Origin of the sequence: Vreelandella andesensis (assembly GCF_003989795.1) — a bacterium.
GTDB lineage: Bacteria > Pseudomonadota > Gammaproteobacteria > Pseudomonadales > Halomonadaceae > Vreelandella > Vreelandella andesensis.
Genome location: NZ_RZHG01000026.1, coordinates 1 through 18,884 on the forward strand (window position 1 = coordinate 1; position 18,884 = coordinate 18,884).

Here is an 18,884-nt window from a genome sequence, read left to right on the forward strand (position 1 = left end):
CCGGCGATAGGGCTATTGGGGTCTTCCTCGGCAGAAGGGTTCACAATGTCGTTGGAACCAATCACGATCACCACGTCAGTCTTGGGGAAATCGTCATTGATCTCGTCCATTTCCAGTACGATATCGTAGGGGACTTTCGCTTCCGCCAGCAGCACGTTCATGTGCCCGGGCAGACGCCCCGCCACTGGGTGAATACCAAAGCGAACATTTTTACCGGAGGCTCGCAGTTTGCGCACCAGATCACTTACTGCACTTTGCGCTTGCGCCACCGCCATGCCGTAACCCGGCACAATAATCACGCTATCCGCATCGTTTAAGGCACTGGCCACACCGCCGGCATCGATTGCGATTTGCTCGCCTTCAATCTCAGCCGCCGGCCCTTGGGTGCCGCCGAAGCCACCCAAAATCACGTTGATAAAGTTGCGGTTCATTGCCTTACACATAATGTAAGAAAGGATGGCCCCTGAAGAACCCACCAGCGCGCCGGTCACAATCAACAGGTCGTTGGAAAGCGTGAAGCCAATCGCCGCGGCGGCCCAGCCGGAGTAGCTATTGAGCATCGATACCACGACCGGCATATCCGCACCGCCGATGCCCATAATCAGGTGATAGCCGATAAATAACGACAGTGCCGCTAGCACGATCAATGTCCAGAAGCCTGCGCCATTGAGGTACATAATCGCGAGCAGCAGCGAAAGCACCGCCGCACCGGCGTTGAGCATATGCCCACCCGGCAGCTGGCGAGGTTTGCCATCCACTTTGCCTGCCAGCTTACCGAATGCTACCACCGAGCCGGTAAAGGTCACCGCACCAATGAAAATGGCGAACACGACTTCTATTTGTAAAAAAGTCAGCTCATCTGGGGCTTTTGTAGCGACCAACGCGGCAAACGCTGAAAACTCTTGCATCGCGCCGTCGGCGGCTTGTGCTGCCAGTACCCGGCGGCGCTCTAAATCGGCGCTCCAGGCAACCAATACCGCTGCTAAGCCCACAAAACTATGAAGCGCCGCTACCAACTGAGGCATTTCGGTCATTTCGACCTTGCCGGCGACATAGACGCCAATCCCAGCACCGATCAGCATCGCTGGAATCAGCCACCAGTAGCCACCGATACCAGGCCCGAGGGAGGTAAAGAACACCGCCACGGCCATACCGATAATGCCGTACCACACGGCTCGTTTGGCTTTTTCCTGATTACTCAGCCCGCCTAGCGATAAAATAAATAACACACTTGCCGCAATTGCCGCGGCAGATACGAATCCTTGTCCTAACATATCGTTTCTCCGCCGCTTAGGATTTTTGGAACATGGCGAGCATCCGGCGTGTCACCAGGAAGCCACCCACGATGTTAATCGACGCAATCAGTACCGAAATAGCAGCCAGCACGATAACGACGCTACTGCCTGAGCCGATTTGCAAAATGGCGCCTAAGATAATGATGCCCGAAATGGCATTGGTAACCGCCATTAGGGGCGTATGCAGCGAATGACTCACCTTCCAAATTACCTGGAAGCCAATGAAGCACGCCAACACAAATACGATGAAGTGCTGCATAAATGAGGCGGGCGCTATTTGGCCTAACAGCAGCATTAGCACGCCACCCACCGCGAGCAAGCCAGCTTGCCGTTTGGTTTGAGCTTTAAACGTGGCCAGTTCAGCGGCTTTTTTCTCTTCAGGCGTTGGTGCTTTCTCTTTTTTCTTCGGCTTCGCCGCGGCGATCGCTTTCACTTTCGGGGGCGGCGGTGGGAAGGTAATTTCGCCCTGGTGCGTGACCGTGGCACCGCGAATCACGTCGTCTTCCATATTGTGATGGATGACACCGTCTTTCTCTGGGGTGAGATCGGTCAGCATGTGGCGGATGTTGGTGGCGTACAGCAGCGACGCTTGGGTAGCCATGCGTGAGGGGAAGTCGGTGTAGCCAACCACCACCACGCCGTTATCACTGACAACACGTTCATCAGGCTTGGTTAAATCGCAGTTACCGCCTTTTTCAGCGGCTAAGTCGATAATCACTGAGCCCGGCTTCATGGCCGCGACCATATCTTCTAGCCACAGCTTCGGCGCGGGCCTGCCTGGAATGAGTGCCGTGGTGATGACGATGTCGACATCCGGCGCTTGTTCGCGGAAACATGCTAGCTGCTTCTCGCGAAACTCTGGGCTGGAAGGTGACGCATAGCCACCGCTTTCCGAACCGTCCTGACTGTCTTCAAAATCGAGGAACAGGAATTCAGCGCCCATGGATTCAATCTGCTCGGACACTTCGGGGCGCACATCAAACGCACGTACCACAGCGCCCAGGCTCGTCGCGGTACCAATCGCCGCCAAGCCCGCTACACCTGCGCCAATCACCAGCACCTTGGCTGGGGGGACTTTACCCGCGGCCGTGACCTGACCAGTAAAGAAGCGGCCAAAGTTATTGCCAGCCTCAATCACCGCACGGTAGCCCGCAATGTTAGCCATTGAGGAGAGCGCGTCCATTTTTTGCGCTCTGGAAATACGCGGCACCATGTCCATCGCAATAACCGACGCGCCCTGCGCTTTACAGGTTTCCAACAGCGCGTCGTTTTGTGCCGGCCAGAAGAATGCAATCAGCGTCTGGCCTTCCCGCAGGTAGTGAGCCTCTTTTTCCGAAGGTTCACGGACTTTAATCACCACGTCCGCATCACGCCACAACGCTTCCGCGCTTTCCACAACGCTGACACCCGCGTCGCGATACGTGTCGTCATTAAAGCCCGCGGCAACCCCCGCGCCGGCTTCCACCAGGCATTCATGGCCCAGCTTTTGGAGCTGTGTTGCGCTCTCAGGTGTCAGCGCTACACGCGCTTCTCCTTGAGCTGTCTCTTTCGGTGCGCCAATCTTCACGTTGGATCTCCAAAATATTAGTAAATATAAAATACCTTAAAATTACTAAGTTCCTAGACCGCCAAAAAGCACCACCCCTAGTACAATGGCCAGCAATAAAAGCGTTTCCAAGACCATTAATATCACCGGTTTCCATCCAACGACGGCAAGCTTCTGGAAAGAGGTTTTGATACCCAGGGCTGCAATAGCCGTGACTAGACACCAGCGGGACAATGTCGACATCCCGTCATTCACTACTTCAGGGATCAACCCAAGGCTGTTAATCACCACCAGCACCACAAAGCCCACCAGAAATCCCGGCAACATGGGCACCTTGCTCGCGCCACTCTCTGCTCGGCGTGACGCCCGGAAAAGCCACATGAACACCATGACAGCAGGCACCAGCATGGCAACGCGGACCAACTTGACCAGTGTTGAGGTATCTCCCGTTTCCTCAGAGATCATGTAACCCGCCCCCACCACTTGAGCGACATCGTGGATAGTACCGCCCAGGAAAATGCCTGCCTGCGTATTGGTGAGTGCCAAGACGCCCGCAATCAAAGGGTAAATCACCATGGCAACCGTGGACAGCGTGGTCACGCCGACCACCGTCAGAATGGTGTTGCGCTCGCTGTTCTCATGACGTGGCATCGCCGCCGACAACGCTAACGCCGCAGAGGCACCACAGATAGCAACCGCCCCCCCCGTCAGTAAGCCAAGATCACGCTGTAAGCCTAGCATTCTGGCAAGCACCGCCCCTGACAGGATGACGATGGCTACCGATCCGATGACGGTGAGTACAGGCCCGATGCCTAGCTCACCGACCTGATCAAACGTCATCCGCGCACCCAGCAAAGCCACACCAAGACGCAGTACCGTTCGAGCAGCAAATTCAATGCCCTCTCGGCAAAGTCCCTCATCGCTCAGAAAGTGTAGCGACATTCCAAACAGCAAGGCGTACAGAAGTGTTGGCCCCCCGTAATGGTCAGCAATAAAGGTGGTCGCCAGCGCAATCATGAAACACACCAGCAGCCCGCGACCAATCTTGCGATAACTGCCCAGCCGATCCGTCAGGCGCGCCAACCAGCCTTCTTCTGGTGTTGTGAATATAGGTGGCTTCATTTGCCAACTCTCCTTTTCCTGTCATGCCTAGCCAAAGGCATGTCACTGGCACGAGGTTGGCGTTCAACCTAACGCAATCACCCAGTGCCACTTCAGGCAGTATGTATTGTCGTTGTGAGCCTTACCCGGCGCAGCTATATGTCAGCCGTCACGGTGGTTTAGCCTCAAGGCGTCAGAATGATCTTGGCCGCAGGCGTACGACCGGCAACAAGATCAGCAAAAGCGGAAGCGCCCTGTTCAAGCTGGCGGACTTCGACCCATGAAAGCGGGCCAAGTGCCTGTGAATCCAGCAGATCAACCGTCGCGCGCAAGTCAGTAGAGGTGTAGGTGTAAGCCCCGAGGAAAGCGACTTCCTTGAGCGTGATGGCTCGAGTATCCAGCCCACCTTCATTATCCTGCAACCCCAAGTGCATGATCGCCCCGCCCGGTCGGATGAAACGCGCAGCCATATCCCGGGTAGGCGCTGAACCGACACAGTCAAAAACAGCTTCAAAGCTATCCGTTGGCGGTGTTTCTTCACGCGGATCAAAGGTGCTTAGCCCAGCTGCTTCCGCCGTGCTTCGACGCAAGGGGTTCGTTTCGGCAAGCTGCAGATGACGTACCCCTTTATGGCGCAGAATCAACCCCGTTAATAAACCAATCGCACCCGCGCCAATGACCAGCACCCGCGCTTCGGAAAGCGGCCTTGAAAGATACTGTGCTAACCGGTTAACACCATGCAAGGCAGTGGCAGCCGGCTCTGTCAGTGCCGCCGCTTCTGCAGACAGTGAATCTGGCAGTTCAATCAGGCAATGGCTGGGAATCGTCAATGTTTCAGCAAAGCTTCCAGGACGGGTCATACCAATCATGGTGCGGTTGGCACAAAGATTCTGGCGCCCGGAAATACAGTACTCACAGTGCCCACATACGATAAGTGGATTCATGGTTACTCTTTTGCCAGCCAAAGGGCCTTCCAGCACCTCACCCGCCGCTTCGTGACCCAATATTAATGGTGGCTGACGACGCGCATCATGGCCGTGAAAGGCATGCAAATCGGAACCACAGATGCCCGTTGCCAGAATGCGCACCCGGGATTCGCCTTCAGCTAACGGCAATTCCTCGGTTTCGCGCATTTCTACCTGTTCCGGGCCAACATAATAAAGCGCTTGCATAGTGCAACTCCTTACAGAATCACGTTATTTTGCGGTAAATCCGCCATCAACGTAGAGTGTCTGCCCCGTGATATAACCTGATGCCGGGGACGCCAGGAACACCGTTGGACCAGCGATATCGGCCATGCTGCCATTGCGACCAATCGCCGTTCGTTCTGCCAGGTTTCCAGCTGCCGCCGAATCGTTAAACAGCGATGCCGTAAGCTCCGTAGGAAAAAATCCTGGCGCGATCGCGTTGGCATTAATGCCATGCTGAGACCACGCCTCAGCCATAGCCCGCGTCAGTTGAACAATACCGCCCTTACCCGCTCCGTAAGGCGCACTGTTGGGGAAGGCCCGCTGCGATTGCAGCGAGGCCAGATTGATGATTCGTCCATAGCCCTTTTCACGCATTCCCGGTACCAGCGCACGGGATAAAAAGAACGGCGTACCCAGATGCAACTGCAGCGTCAGTTGCCAAGAAGCCAGATCAACCTCGTCAATGGGTTGGCGTAGATTGACGCCTGCCGCATTGACCAAAATCGTAACGGCTCCGAAGGGTTCGGCGGCACGCTTAGCAATATCATCGAGCGCTTCTGGCGCGGCAAGATCTGCCACAAGGGCGGCCGCCTGGCCGCCCTGCGCTTCAATCGTCGCGACACTCTCTTCCAGCGCCTCGCGCCTTCGAGCAGCAACCACCACCCTGGCACCTGACGCCGCCAGTGCTTCTGCCATGGCGCGCCCTAGACCGCTGCTTCCGCCGGTTACTAGCGCCACTTGGCCATCGAGACTGAAGTCCGCTTGCATCTCAGACCTCCTCGTTGATCACCAGATCAAAGGTCTCGTCCGGGTAGTACTTAGCCAGACGAACATCACCGGTGCGCGCATGTCCTTCCATACCTTCGCAGCGAGACAGCCGTGCCGTAGCCGCAGCGACACTGCGGGTTGCTTCACGACTCTGGCGCTGGTAGCTGACGATTTTGAGGAACTTTTGCGCCGACAGGCCACCCGTATAACGAGCAGCGCCCTTGGTTGGTAAAATATGGTTGGTACCTGAACACTTGTCACCAAAGGCAACGGTGGTTTCTTCACCCACAAATAGTGAACCGTAACTGTTCAGTCGCTCTACCCACCAGTCAAGGTCTTCAACCTGCAGCTCCAAGTGCTCAGAGGCATACCGGTCACTGACTTCCACAATTTCCTCACGGGTATCACAGAGGATGATCTCGCCATAATCACGCCAAGCCACTTCAGCGGCATTACGCTGGGTTTCTGGCAGCGACTCGATCAGGCCAGGCATACGCGCCGTCACTTCATCCGCCAGCTCTTTGGAGGTGGTGAATAGCCAAACGGGAGAGTCTGGGCCATGCTCCGCCTGCCCTACTAGGTCAGCGGCGACGATATCCGGGTCAGCAGTGTGGTCCGCGATGATGCCGATTTCGGTAGGGCCAGCAAACATATCAATACCGCAGCGGCCAAATAGCTGGCGCTTGGCTTCGGCAACAAAGCGGTTACCGGGGCCGACAAGAATATCGGCCGGTTTGCCGGTGAAAAGACCAAAAGCCATCGAAGCAATGCCTTGCACGCCACCCATCTGCAGGATGGTGTCCGCTCCGGCCAAGTCCATGGCATAAAGAATGGCTGGGTGAATCCCCTGCTCATCACGCGGCACTGAACACGCCACCACATTTTTGACACCAGCGACTTTCGCTGTGGCCACGCTCATGATGGCTGACGCAATGTGCGCATAACGACCACCCGGTACGTAACAGCCAGCTGTTTCCATCGGGATCAGCTTCTGGCCGGCAAAAAGCCCCGGCGACAACTCCGTTTCAAACTCCTGGATACTGTCACGCTGGGCCACCGCAAAACGACTGACGCGCTCGTAAGCAAACTCGATATCTTTTTTGAGCTGCTCGGGTACTTTGGTTTTTGCGGCCTCAATCTGTTCCCGACTGACCACGATATCGCCTTGCCAGTTATCCAGGCTCAGACAATATTCTTTTGCTTTACTTTCTCCTTCCGCTTCAATTTCAGAAAGCATTCTGGCCACCAGTTCCTGTGTCTGGTCATGCCCAGTTGATGCATTTTTATCGGCTTTTTTGTAGTAAGTAATCGCCATTTTTACATTCCTCTGGTTTGTTTTCTTAACGTTTTTTTACTGACGTTTCAGACCCTGTGCACAAGACGTTCAAGACATTCAAGGGCACATCAGGCATTACCCCTACAAATTGTAAGCGCTTACAATTTTTTTTCGCTACATTTTGTAGGTATGTTGCAAATCAATTCATCCCACGATGGTTATTTGATTACCGCCACCAGAGCGACAACCAAGGCACAAACGCGACCAGTAAAGCTACCGATAGCATGGCGAGCACAAAGGGAATGGCATAGCGTGCGATAGCGAGAACGGAGCAGCGTGTTAACCCTGCCACTACGAAGAGATTCAACCCTAATGGCGGAGTAATGAACCCTAGCCCTAGCGTCGTAACCATCAGGATCGCAAAATGGAACTGATCCATGCCTACCATCTGTGCTAGTGGCAGTAAAAGCGGTGCCAGAATAACGATATTAGGCGTTGCCTCCATCACGCAGCCTGCTAAGACCAGGACACCGATCATCATCAGAATAATCACTACCGGAGAGTCGGTAAAACCGGTGATACTGCCGACCATGGTCTGGGGAATGGACAGGCTGGCAAGCATCTGAGCCAATGGATGGGCAATCGCAATAATGGGCACAATCACGCCACATACGCGTGCCGATGATTCCAGCATTCGGGGAATATCACTCAAACTGAGCGTGCCTTGCTGAAAACCCACCAGCACAACAACGATAACGGCGATCGACGCTGCCTCCGTCGGCGTAAAGATACCCGAATAAATCCCACCCAGAATCACGATAGGAACAGACAGTGCCCATTTGGCATCCCAGAGAGCTTTTAGCCAGTTTTGAAACGAGAAACGCTCGTGTCCTTTTTCAAAGCCATACATCCGGTTCAATATCACATTGGTTATCATGATCGCCAACATCACCAGAATACCGGGGATAATAGCTGCCAGAAATAATGTGGAAACCGGCATACCCAATACAAGACCCAAGACAATATAAGCAATCGAGGGCGGTATCAGAATCCCGGTGCAGGCGCCCGCTGCTACCAGCGCACAGGCGGCGGGAAGCGGATACCCTCTTTCAACCAGCCGAGGGATAGTCATGCGCCCAACAGCAGCAGCACCTGCCGCATCAGAGCCGGAGATACAGGCGAAGAAGCCGCAGCCCAGCGTCGTAGAACTACCCATACCGCTTCGAAACCCACCCACCGTGGCCTGTGCCAGGTTAAGTAACTTTTCCGATAGGCCTGAGCGCACCAGCGCATCGCCGGTCAGGATAAACAACGGAACTGCAATCAAGGCAAAGGCATTGATGCCTTCAAACAACGACGCCCCAAACACCGATAAGGGCAACGCTTCGGTGAAGGTCATTGCCGCCAGCGTCCCTAGCCCAATCGCTACCCAGATCGGCACACCTAATGTAATCAAAGTGACCAACCCTAGAATGGGAAGAAAAAAGCTCCACCCCAAATCTGCCGCAGCAGGTTGATATGACATAAATTCCATAGCGATCTACCTCAGTCAAACAGCTTCTGTCCATCGAACACGGGTTCACCACGCTTCATACGGCGAACATCTGCCAGCATTGACTGCACCACTCGCAATACCACCAGGGTAAAGCCAAGGGGCACGGCCGCCAGGAAAAAAGCCTGTGATACTCGCAAACCGGGAGTAATCGAGCCAAAGTTCAGCGACGTGAGAATGGGGGCAATCGATAACCAAAGGGCCCATACCGCCAATACCAAGGTGGCAATATCTGCTAGCCACCAACCAAGGCGCTTCACTTTCGGGCCACCCAGATTCACCAGCACATCGATACGGATGTGCGCCCGATCTCTTACCGCTGCCGCTGCAGCCAGCCATGCCAAGTATATAAACGCGTAGCGGGCAACCTCCTCGCCCCAGGGCGAGGAGTAGTTAATGACAAAGCGGCGAAACACTTCGATGGCAATGGTCAGAATGATCAAGGCGTAAAATGTCAGCAGCAGCCAACGCTCAGCCTTGCGATCAATTCCGTCACAGCGCAGCCGGAACGCCCGCCACTTCGACACTTTAGCTGTTGCTGTCGACGAAGTAGCCATTGCTCTCCTCCGTAGCCGCGAGTAGTTGCTCAAAGACATCCATAGAACCGGCAAGCTTTAGCTTGGTCTCGTCCCAATCCGCCAGCTGATGGCCACAGCGATCGCGCCACTGTGCAATTTCATCATCTGTCGGGTTGTAAATCTCGACGCCTGCCTGGCGCATCTGGTTGTAAGCATAAGCGCGCGCTGCAGGCACCTTGGCCAGGTTCTCTCGGAACGTTGTAGCAGACGCCTGCATCACTCCTTCCTGAAGCGGGGCAGAAAGTGAGTCAAACCATTCCTTGTTGCAGGTATATACTTGAGCGTCCGCGACGGATCGAATGGTGGAAATGCTGTTTAGCACGTCGGTGAAACCAAACACAAGTAAGGCCTGAACACTGGGATCAAGTGCATCGGCAACACCTTGTTGCATAGCAGAGGATGTTTCCCCCCAAGCAACCGGCGTTGGGTTAGCGCCCAGCAAGCGATACACTTTTTGCAGGATCTCTGAGCCCGGAACCCGGAACTTGATGTCTTTGATGTCATCCGGCGTTTTGACGGGACCGTCAAGCAACCCTTTACGAACCGCCACTGTACGTGGATCAATACAGATATAGGAAAGCACCTTGAAACCGCGCTCCTCAATCTTGTTGTGCACCACATTCTGCCAAGCCTGTGAGGTCACCAGGTTGATAAGATTCTGGTTATTGCCACACCAGTAAGGAATATTGATCAAATCCACTTCTGGTGCAAAAGTTGCCAGGTTCGCCATGGAATGCTGCGCAATCGCGATGGACCCGCCTTGCACTTTGCTGATCAGCGTGTCGCCAACACCCAGCTCACCGGCAGGCGCCAGCCTGACGTAGATTCGGCCACCCGTGAAATTCTGCAGGTTCTCTTTATAGTTCAGCTGCATGATGGGGTAAGCCCGCGTCGCGCCTACCCGATACCCGGTTGCCAGAACGATGGTCATTTCGGCAGCCGCTTGAAGTTCGCTCTCCTCTTGAGCGGTTTGCGCCATCGCCTGCTCTGAAAACAGCGTTCCGCCAACTGCGCCAATCACGGCAGCGCTAAAGCCATAGCGACCCGCGTTAACCATGAATTGACGACGCTCTGGCAGACTAGGCTCACCAGCGACACCGGACTTGAAGAGTTCAAAACGATTAAACAGAGACATTAGCATGCTCCTTGTAGTTGTTATCGATCATTGCTGTCAGGCGCATATCAGGCCTGGGTTTCATGCAGCGTGGGAATTGCGAGATTCGAGCTTCAGGCAGGCAGAAATAAAGACACCTGTTGCGACCAGTAAAAACAAGGCTTCCTGAGCGGGGGTGAGGTCTAACGTTCCTGGACTGAAGCGTTGCAGCAAAACATTGAGGAAAAAGACCACAAAAAGACCGAAGGCTATCCACATGAGAGCCCCTATCCCTTTATGACTGGAAGGTTGTTTAGATGAATCCGGCATAGGATTACTCCTCTAACGTTCATTATTCTTGTAGTTATTTTTTCTATCAGTGTTTGCTTAATCAGCCCTGGCAGCCGCCCATTCGATGTTGTATATAAAGGTGTGCTTGAATGTAAGCGCTTACAAGGCCGTGTATTCAAACTAGACTCATATATATGAATTGTCCAGAAAAAAATTCCATCTTCTTGAAGCAAGCCTGATGGCAGCATACAAAAAAAAGGAAAAATCCTTTTATGAACAAGCCACTAAAAAATATTTTACTGGCGGATGTCGCACAAGAAGCTGGCGTTTCTACGGCATCAGTATCACGTGTACTGAACCGAGCACCACACGTCAGCAAACAACTTAGATCCCGTGTTGAAACCGCTATCGAAAAGCTTGGTTATGTCCCCCACGGCTCTGCTCGAGCCCTTGCCTCGCGGCGTATCGGCGCCATTGGGGCGCTGGTCCCTACGTTAGACAATGCTATTTTCAGTACAGGCATCAACTGTTTGGAACAGCGTCTTAAACATCACGATTACCGTTTGCTGATTGCCACCTACCGCTACGATCTTGATGATGAACTGGAAGCCTTACACACGCTGATCCAGCAAGGCGTTGATGGCATGGTACTGATCGGCCATGACCATCGACCCAGTGCACTGACAACGCTAACGCGCCGCCAGCTGCCTTTTTTAACCTGCTGGCACAGCATTGATGATGCCAACTGGCCATCCATTGGCTTTGATAATACGGCACCAGCCCACGCACTGGCCGAACATCTACTGTCGCTTGGGCATCGCCTGTTAGCCGTGGTCGGCGCGCCAACAGAAGGCAATGACCGCGCTCGCGCCCGCTTACAGGGCTTTATTCAGGCAACCGAGCGGGCTGGATGTCCCATACCGCCGGAACGTATCATCACTGTCGCTTACGGCATTGCTGAAGGGTTTCAGGCATTTGAGGCACTGATGCGCCTGAAACCGCCCCCCACCGCCATACTTTGCGGTAACGACATCCTGGCGTTTGGGGTCATGCTGGCCGCCCAGCGGGCTGGCGTTCGCATACCTGATGACCTTTCGGTCACGGGCTTCGATGACCTCCCCCAAGCACGCTTTATGACCCCAGCACTCACCACCGTGGCGGTTCCGGCCGCTGATATCGGGCATCAAGTTGCCGATGCATTAGTGGCCCGCATCGCGGGCGAAACACCCGCACATCGGCAGTTGCTGGACGCTCCCTTAGTCATCCGCGAATCAACTGGCCCATTAAACACAACCGCTTGAATGTCAGCTCGCTACCGCATGGCTTTCAAGCGCGGCGACGAGAGAGGTGGACAATGTGATTTGGCCATCACCCTCACGGCGCAGTTGAAAACGACGCTCACCCGGTATGCGAACGCCGGGCTGTTCCAACATCGCCGCAAACAGACTTTCAGCATGCTCAACAAAGCCCGATGAAAACCGCTGTGGGTCAATCAGCAAAATTAGTTGCGCAATACCGGGAGGTTTGCCCTCTGCATCAAAAAAGGAGCTGGCCTGAAACCCAAAGTTGCTACCGGTCAGTCCTGCTGTCAGTAGCTCTACCATCAGCGCTAACGCGGCCCCTTTGGCATCACCGGCGGGCACCATACTGCCTGCCAGCGCGTCTTCCGGATCCGTGGTGGCCTGCCCGTCTATATCTAGCGCCCAGCCTTCCGGTATCGGCTTACCTTGCAACTTCGCCATCATTACCTTGCCACGCGCCACTTTAGACAGCGACAAATCAATCAGCAGCGGGTCGTCTTCGCGACGTGGGCAAGCAAAAGCAATCGGGTTGGTGCCAAACAACGGACGCTTTCCGCCCCAGGGGGCCATGGCAGACGGGGCATTACTGAACGCCAGCGCCAGATAACCCTGCCGAGCAGCCGCTTCCACCGATGCACCGGCCACCCCAAAATGGTGAGAATGTGCGATCGACACGGCCGCCATCCCCAATTGCGCGGCGCATTGATAGCCCGCTTTAAGCCCCTGCTCTACGGCGGGAAAGGCCAGCCCATAGGCGGCATCAACACGCACCACAGCCCCTTCGGTCTCCACACGAGGGACTGCTGAGGCATCGACTTTGCCACTTGCTGCCTGATCCAGATAGAAAGGCAGCCGTGATAAGCCATGAGACGGTAAACCATCATGTTCTGCGGCCAGCAAAGCCTCAACGGTCGCTGTTGCTTCGGCCTCACCAAATCCACGTCCCCGCATGGCGGCCATGGCCAGATCACGCACGTCGGCGACGCTTAATTTGACGTTGTCAGTCATGCGCTCACCCCCGCGTGTGCCAGCACATCACGCACATTATCGGCGGTCATCTGACTAATACGGGCATTGGATTCTTCGGTAACACCGGCGATATGAGGCGTCAGAATAAGGTTGGGCACACCGCCAAGGGCTGAACCTCCTGGCAAGGGCTCCTGTTCAAAGACATCCAGCAGGGCACCGGCCAGCCGATCTTCGCGCAACGCCGCTGCCAGGGCCACTTCATCCACGATACCGCCGCGTGCCGCGTTAATCAGGATGGCGCCGGGCTTCATGCGATTCAGTGCGGCATCGTCGATCAGGTGACGCGTCTCATCTGTCAAGGGAACATGCAAACTAACTGAATCGGCAACTGCCAGCAGGCTATCAAGACTCTCATGACGTTCGACTCCTGCCCATTCTGGCGCATCCGCCGCTAAGTGAGGATCAAAAGCCACGACTTTCATGTCCAGAGCAAGTGCTCGTCGCGCCGTCTCGCGCGCAATGGCACCAAAACCAACCAAGCCCAGTGTTGAGCCACTTGCTTCACGTCCAATCAACGCCTGACGAGGCCATTCGCCCGCCAGCATTGGCTGGCTGGAGAAATAGGCATTGCGGCGCAACATCAAGATACCGGTCAGTACGTATTCAGCAACTGAACTGCCATTTCCGCCATGGGCCGGCTTAACCGCCACCCCTTGCGCGTCACATGCCTTGAGGTCGATATTATCAAGTCCCACGCCCAGGCGTCCTACCGCCTTCAAGCGGGGAGCCGCCGCCAATAACTCGACATCGACCTGGGTGCGATTGCGCACGATAATGGCGTCAGCGTCGACGACAGCCTCAAGCAGGGACGAACGGTTATCAACGAGGTTGGTGTCAAAAATGACATCAAATTGCGTTTGAAGGTTCTCGACGGCAGCTTCGTCCATGAACTCAGAAATCACGATTTTAGTCATGAGTACTCCTGTTGTTTTTGCCGGAAACGTTGTTATTACCGGGACAGTTTTTATTAGCGGAACAGTGGTTATTACCGAGGCAGTCCCGGCAGCAAGGGGTATATATCTCTGCGCAACAAAACGGCTACATCCACCACCGCCCTAGCGGTAACGGCACATTTAGCAGTAAGGCGAAGAGACCGTAGAAAAAAGCCACAAGCAAAGCCCCGGTTACCAGATGTCCGATTAAACGTCGTGTTGTCCAGGGTTGGTATTGAGCCACCATCATCAAACTGACAAAACTTGCCAGCCCTGTCAGCAGAAAACCCGCCCATGGCATCACCAACGCCCAGGCGGTCATTACGACTACCAGTAGCACCCGCCTGGGCGTAGACCCCTTGTCACGCTCCGTATTGCTTAACACCCCGCGCACCACCAGCTGAGCAAGCCGCAGTAACCCCGCAACAATCACCACAATAGCGATGGTGGCGGGAAATATAGCGCCCAGTTGGCTCATATCCTGGCTTTTCCATAAGCAAATACCTCCAATGCTAATGAACAGCAGCGGCATCAGGAATTCTGAGCGTGCCGAACACGACGCCTGGAGCTTGGGAATCGCTTTGCTCATGATGAAATCTCCTGTTGGGGATCATCCGCACCGTTCTGATGACGACGCTGGGCTCGGCGCGCTTTGATAATCGGGTAAAAGACACTGAGGATCGATAAAGCAATGATCGTCAGTGAAATTGGCCCACCAAAGAACATCATTGCGTAGGAGCCGCTTGCACGCCCCATCAGGAAGCCCTGCACAAACCCTTGCTCGGCAATGGGCCCCAGAATCAAACCCAGCACGATCGGCGAGGGTTTGAACCCATAGCGATTGAGCAACCAACCCACCACCCCTAACGTCAGCATGATGATGACATCACTCACGCTATTGCGAATGGCATAGGTGCCAATTACCGTCATAAAGGCGATGGTAGGCACCAGTAACGCTTTGGGAATGGTGATAATGAACTTGAAGGCATAGCGACCAATCAATAACCCCAACGGCAACAGCAGGCAAGTAGCAATAAACAGCCCAGCGATAAAGGTGTAGGTGATGCTCGCATTAGTGGTGAAGAGCTCTGGGCCGGTACGAAACCCTTGCACCAACAGCGCCCCCAGAATAACGGCATCCGGCGGTGTTCCGGGAATCCCCAACACCAGAGTGGGAATGAAGCCACCGCCCACCGTCGCGTTATTGGCGGATTCGGTGGCCAGAACGCCCTGGGGATTTCCCTTTCCAAAGGAACTGGAATCTTTAGCGGCGCGTCGGGCTTCCGAGTAAGACACCAAACTGGCTATCGACCCGCCAGCCCCCGGCAGAATCGCCACCCCGGTGCCAATGGTGGCCGAACGCAATAGGTTCAGTTTGCCTACCCAGGCATGTTTCAAGCCTTCGCGCAAACGGATTCCACGTGGCTCCTCATTGACTTTAAGATGAGACTCAGGGGTAGCGACCAGATCAATCAGCACCGGAATACAGTACAGCCCAATTAGCGCCGATACCGTCTCAATGCCGCCAAGCATCACCTGAGAACCAAAGGTATAACGAATATCGCCCCCCACTACGGCCACGCCAACGGTGGAAAGCAATAAACCAAACCCAGCGCCCATGAAACCTTTCAACGTCGACCCTTCGGACAACGCTGAAATCAGCGTCAACCCGAAAATGGCTAGCCAGAAATATTCCACAGGACCGAAGCTCAGCGCCACCTGTGCCAACAGGGGGGCCAACGTCAGCAAGGCGAGCACGCCGACAAGCCCGCCCACCACTGAAGCCAACGTTGAGAGGGTGACCGCTAGGTCACCATCGCCACGTTTCGCCATCGGGAAGCCATCGAACGTTGTCGCTATTGCCGACGGCGTTCCCGGCGTATTAACCAAAATGGCCGAATACGACCCACCATAAATGGCACCGGTATAAATCGCGCCCAACATGATAAGCGCTGACTCCGGTGTCATACCAAAGGTCACCGGCACAAGCACAGCAACTGCCATGGTGGCCGAAAGTCCTGGCAGCGCCCCGATGATGATTCCCGCAGCAACACCCAGCAGCGCCAACCCCAGATTCATTGGCGACAAAGCGCCTAATGCATGGCTGAGAATTTCCATACGACTCCTTCCCGGGGTCAGATCAGTCGATCAGGCCGAGTTCACGAGCAGTAGCCTCGTAAACATCCATTTGCTCCGCCATGAAGGCATCCATTTCATCTAACGGGATATCGAGCAGCACAAAACCCAGATCCTGCATTTCCTGTTGGAATTCAGGATGCTGGTTAATCTGTTGGAAAATATCAGAGAGCTTCTGCTGAATGTCGTCAGGCGTTCCCTCTGGCACTGCCATACCACGATAGGCACCGCCTACCATGTCATAGCCAAGCTCCCGGAAAGTCGGCACATCAGGGAACATCGGATGACGCTCCTCAGAGGCCACTGCCAGCATGCGGACTTTGTCATGATGATTGGCGGCGACTGTCGTGTAGCCCCACTCTGCCTGCACCTGACCACCGAGTAGCGCCGTTACCGCTGCACCGGTTCCCTTGAAGGGAATATAGGTCGTGGTGACATCAGCTAACTGCTGGAAACGTGTATTTGCGACATCGTTGGCACTGTAGGTACCACTACCGGAGAGGGTTACCGCGCCCGGCGCTGCCTTGGCAGCTTCAATTAAGTCATCAAGGGTCTGGTGCGGGCTGTCATTGCGCACCAGAATGGCATCTGGCGAATAGTGGAAATAGTGAAAGTTGCTGAGATCTTCCAGCTGGAAACCGACATCTTTCCCCATCGGTTTGAGGATAATGTGCGGCAAATTAGAGCCCATGATGGTGTAGCCATCCGCCGGCATACCCGAGAGTTGAGACCAACCCACGGCACCACCGCCGCCCGGCATGTACTGGACGATCAACTGTTCACCGGTGATTTCCTCGAAATACTTCTGCTGCAGCCGGGCGCTGATATCAGACTCACCGCCTGGGCCAAAGGGAATCACGTACTGGATATCTTTAGATGGAAAATCGTCCGTTTGAGCCATGGTCAGAGCGCTGACAAGAGATAACCCAAGGCCGGCGGCCAGGCCGATAGATAAAGAAATTCGCATAAATTATTCTCCAAGTATTGTCATTGTCGTTTTTAACTTGCGAGCAAACAGTACCGACGCTTGCGATAGTCCACGGCACTGGGTGAAAGGCGCTTTTTGTTAAACATTTCTCCTAAAAAAAGCGACGCCCAGCCAAATAAAGCAAGGGCGTCAAAAAAGCATCAGGCGCTTTCGTAAAGGCGTGTCATAACAAACTCACGATGTCCCAGCGCTTCAGCGGCAGTGTGGCGACCATTGGCGGTACGCACCATCATTTCCAGCAACGCATCACCAGCCTCATCCATATCCATCTCGCGTCTGACAAGCGGCGTCACATCAACATCAATATGCTCGCTCATTGTCCGCAGGGTACGCGGGTTAGCACATAGCTTAATCACTGGCAGAATCGGGTTACCGATAACGTTGCCCTGGCCCGTCGGGAAGAAATGCACGACATAGCCCGCCGCTGCGCATAACGTCACCATCTCGGCAGCTGCGGAAGAAGAATCCATAAACCACAGCCCTGGCCCGGTCGGTGCTTCAGCTTTATCCAGCACACCGTCAACCATGCAGCGCTTACCGATCTTCTGAATATTACCCAGCGCCTTCTCTTCGATGGTCGTCAGACCACCTTCAATGTTGCCCTTAGTCGGCTGAGATTCGGATAGATCGCTGGTTTTGTAGCGGTCAATCATATTGCTATAACCGTCAAACATCGCCTGGAACTGCTTACGCACTTCAGGCGTCGCGCAACGCTCAGCAACCAGATGCTCGCCACCCGTCAGTTCAGATGTTTCTCCGAACACTAGCGTACAGCCTGCATCGTAGAGCTTGTCAAACGCGTTACCTGTCGTCGGGCAAGAAGCCAGACCCGAGGTGGTGTCAGACTCGCCGCACTTGGTAGAGACCCACAGCTCATTGATATCGCACTCTTCGCGCTGCAATTCACTGGCGTGCTGCACAAACTCACGAGCTTTCTTAGATGCCGCGCAAATCGTGTTGTGGTCACCGTTCTGCTCAATCCAGAAGCCTTCAACGGGCTTGCCGGTAGCCTTGATGCCATCAACCACTTTGTTCGTCCAACCTGGCTCGATACCAATCACGATGACCGCAGCAACGTTCGGGTTACAACCAATACCGATCAACGTACGGAAGTGTAGATCCAAATCAGGACCAAACTGCAGACGGCCATAAGCATGCGGCAGTGCCAGAGTTCCCTTGATGTTATTGGCGACGGCCTCAGCGGCAGCGTTGGAAATGTCGTCGACCGGCATAACGATGACGTGGTTACGGACACCAACACGTCCGTTCTCGCGACGATAGCCTTGAAACTTGCGACCTGAAATTTCCATTTTTACCACCTCTTGGTTTTAACATTGTGGACGTGCAGGTGTTCACCCTTATTGATCGGCTTGATGGCGCGACCAATATCGACGCTGTACTTCATGACAGCATCATTTTCTGCCAGATCACGAACCGCCAGCTTATGACCGATCGGAATGGCATCATGAACGGTGCACGTCACCGTCTCGTTACCTTCCATGATCCAACCTGTGACCTCTTGGCCAGCTTGAATCCCCTCGACCACAATGACCCCGACGCTGTCGTCGGCATCATGTACTATAAAGTCGATGCTCATGGTATCTCCTCTCAACTTGTGAGGTTATTAACGTTGTTCCGGTGTCGAATGACAAAACATTCAATGACGGAAACCGCTTACAACATCTATCTAAAACAGCTGTCTACAAAATCTGTCTGCACTAAGCTGCTTAAAATATTCAAAAGCAATGCGAAGTACATGCTGTAAAACCACTACTCATATATATGACATATGACAGAGGATAGCAAGT

General features: G+C 54.4%; 18 protein-coding genes. 1 reads left to right on the forward strand and 17 read right to left on the reverse strand.

All coding sequences use genetic code 11. From position 1 onward, the window contains the following. The 10 genes from ELY33_RS13870 to ELY33_RS13915 form a co-directional block, all read right to left on the reverse strand. The coding region (locus tag ELY33_RS13870; RefSeq protein ID WP_136624668.1) for an NAD(P)(+) transhydrogenase (Re/Si-specific) subunit beta at positions 1 to 1,274 on the reverse strand (1,274 nt) is incomplete at its 3' end. A gap of 16 nt (positions 1,275 to 1,290) precedes the next feature. Further along, positions 1,291 to 2,862, reverse strand: coding sequence for a Re/Si-specific NAD(P)(+) transhydrogenase subunit alpha (locus tag ELY33_RS13875; protein WP_126948071.1), 1,572 nt, complete (start codon positions 2,860 to 2,862; stop codon positions 1,291 to 1,293). Positions 2,863 to 2,907: 45 nt separating this feature from the next. Continuing rightward, the gene (locus ELY33_RS13880; protein WP_126948505.1) at positions 2,908 to 3,963 is read right to left on the reverse strand and encodes a YeiH family protein; all 1,056 of its coding nucleotides are present in this window, start codon (positions 3,961 to 3,963) and stop codon (positions 2,908 to 2,910) included. A 164-nt stretch (positions 3,964 to 4,127) separates the two neighbouring features. After that, positions 4,128 to 5,114: an alcohol dehydrogenase catalytic domain-containing protein gene (locus ELY33_RS13885; protein ID WP_126948506.1), complete on the reverse strand. Its 987-nt coding sequence runs from the start codon at positions 5,112 to 5,114 to the stop codon at positions 4,128 to 4,130. 24 nt (positions 5,115 to 5,138) lie between these two features. Then, positions 5,139 to 5,900, reverse strand: a complete 762-nt coding sequence (locus tag ELY33_RS13890; RefSeq protein WP_126948507.1) for an SDR family NAD(P)-dependent oxidoreductase — start codon at positions 5,898 to 5,900, stop codon at positions 5,139 to 5,141. A 1-nt stretch (position 5,901) separates the two neighbouring features. After that, entirely contained in the window at positions 5,902 to 7,215 is a 1,314-nt protein-coding gene (gene hisD, locus ELY33_RS13895) for a histidinol dehydrogenase (RefSeq protein WP_126948508.1), read from the reverse strand. 187 nt (positions 7,216 to 7,402) lie between these two features. Further along, positions 7,403 to 8,701, reverse strand: coding sequence for a TRAP transporter large permease (locus tag ELY33_RS13900; RefSeq protein WP_126948509.1), 1,299 nt, complete (start codon positions 8,699 to 8,701; stop codon positions 7,403 to 7,405). Positions 8,702 to 8,721: 20 nt separating this feature from the next. Continuing rightward, on the reverse strand, positions 8,722 to 9,285 hold the full coding sequence (locus ELY33_RS13905) for a TRAP transporter small permease (protein WP_126948510.1): 564 nt from the start codon (positions 9,283 to 9,285) through the stop codon (positions 8,722 to 8,724). Beyond that, the gene (locus tag ELY33_RS13910; RefSeq protein ID WP_126948511.1) at positions 9,257 to 10,441 is read right to left on the reverse strand and encodes a TRAP transporter substrate-binding protein; all 1,185 of its coding nucleotides are present in this window, start codon (positions 10,439 to 10,441) and stop codon (positions 9,257 to 9,259) included. Before ELY33_RS13910 ends, ELY33_RS13905 begins: the two co-directional genes overlap by 29 nt. 60 nt (positions 10,442 to 10,501) lie before the next feature. Next, positions 10,502 to 10,729: a hypothetical protein gene (locus tag ELY33_RS13915; RefSeq protein ID WP_126948512.1), complete on the reverse strand. Its 228-nt coding sequence runs from the start codon at positions 10,727 to 10,729 to the stop codon at positions 10,502 to 10,504. 233 nt (positions 10,730 to 10,962) lie between these two features. Between ELY33_RS13915 and ELY33_RS13920 the strand changes: the two genes are divergently transcribed. After that, positions 10,963 to 11,991, forward strand: coding sequence for a LacI family DNA-binding transcriptional regulator (locus tag ELY33_RS13920; RefSeq protein ID WP_126948513.1), 1,029 nt, complete (start codon positions 10,963 to 10,965; stop codon positions 11,989 to 11,991). Positions 11,992 to 11,994: 3 nt separating this feature from the next. Here the strand turns inward: ELY33_RS13920 and ELY33_RS13925 are convergent, their stop codons facing one another. From ELY33_RS13925 to ELY33_RS13955, 7 genes are all read right to left on the reverse strand, one after another. Further along, positions 11,995 to 12,999 (reverse strand): Ldh family oxidoreductase, encoded by a 1,005-nt coding sequence (locus ELY33_RS13925; RefSeq protein ID WP_126948514.1) that lies wholly within the window; start codon positions 12,997 to 12,999, stop codon positions 11,995 to 11,997. Continuing rightward, complete coding sequence (locus ELY33_RS13930; protein WP_126948515.1) at positions 12,996 to 13,934, reverse strand: hydroxyacid dehydrogenase; 939 nt, start codon at positions 13,932 to 13,934, stop codon at positions 12,996 to 12,998. The genes ELY33_RS13925 and ELY33_RS13930 overlap by 4 nt, the downstream gene beginning before the upstream one ends. Positions 13,935 to 14,058: 124 nt before the next feature. After that, on the reverse strand, positions 14,059 to 14,541 hold the full coding sequence (locus ELY33_RS13935) for a tripartite tricarboxylate transporter TctB family protein (protein WP_126948516.1): 483 nt from the start codon (positions 14,539 to 14,541) through the stop codon (positions 14,059 to 14,061). After that, complete coding sequence (locus ELY33_RS13940) at positions 14,538 to 16,070, reverse strand: tripartite tricarboxylate transporter permease (protein WP_126948517.1); 1,533 nt, start codon at positions 16,068 to 16,070, stop codon at positions 14,538 to 14,540. Before ELY33_RS13940 ends, ELY33_RS13935 begins: the two co-directional genes overlap by 4 nt. 22 nt (positions 16,071 to 16,092) lie before the next feature. Beyond that, positions 16,093 to 17,055, reverse strand: a complete 963-nt coding sequence (locus ELY33_RS13945) for a tripartite tricarboxylate transporter substrate binding protein (protein ID WP_126948518.1) — start codon at positions 17,053 to 17,055, stop codon at positions 16,093 to 16,095. Between the two features lie 161 nt (positions 17,056 to 17,216). Then, the gene (locus ELY33_RS13950) at positions 17,217 to 18,386 is read right to left on the reverse strand and encodes a UxaA family hydrolase (RefSeq protein WP_126948519.1); all 1,170 of its coding nucleotides are present in this window, start codon (positions 18,384 to 18,386) and stop codon (positions 17,217 to 17,219) included. Positions 18,387 to 18,388: 2 nt separating this feature from the next. After that, positions 18,389 to 18,673: a UxaA family hydrolase gene (locus ELY33_RS13955; RefSeq protein WP_126948520.1), complete on the reverse strand. Its 285-nt coding sequence runs from the start codon at positions 18,671 to 18,673 to the stop codon at positions 18,389 to 18,391. Positions 18,674 to 18,884: the final 211 nt, after the last annotated feature.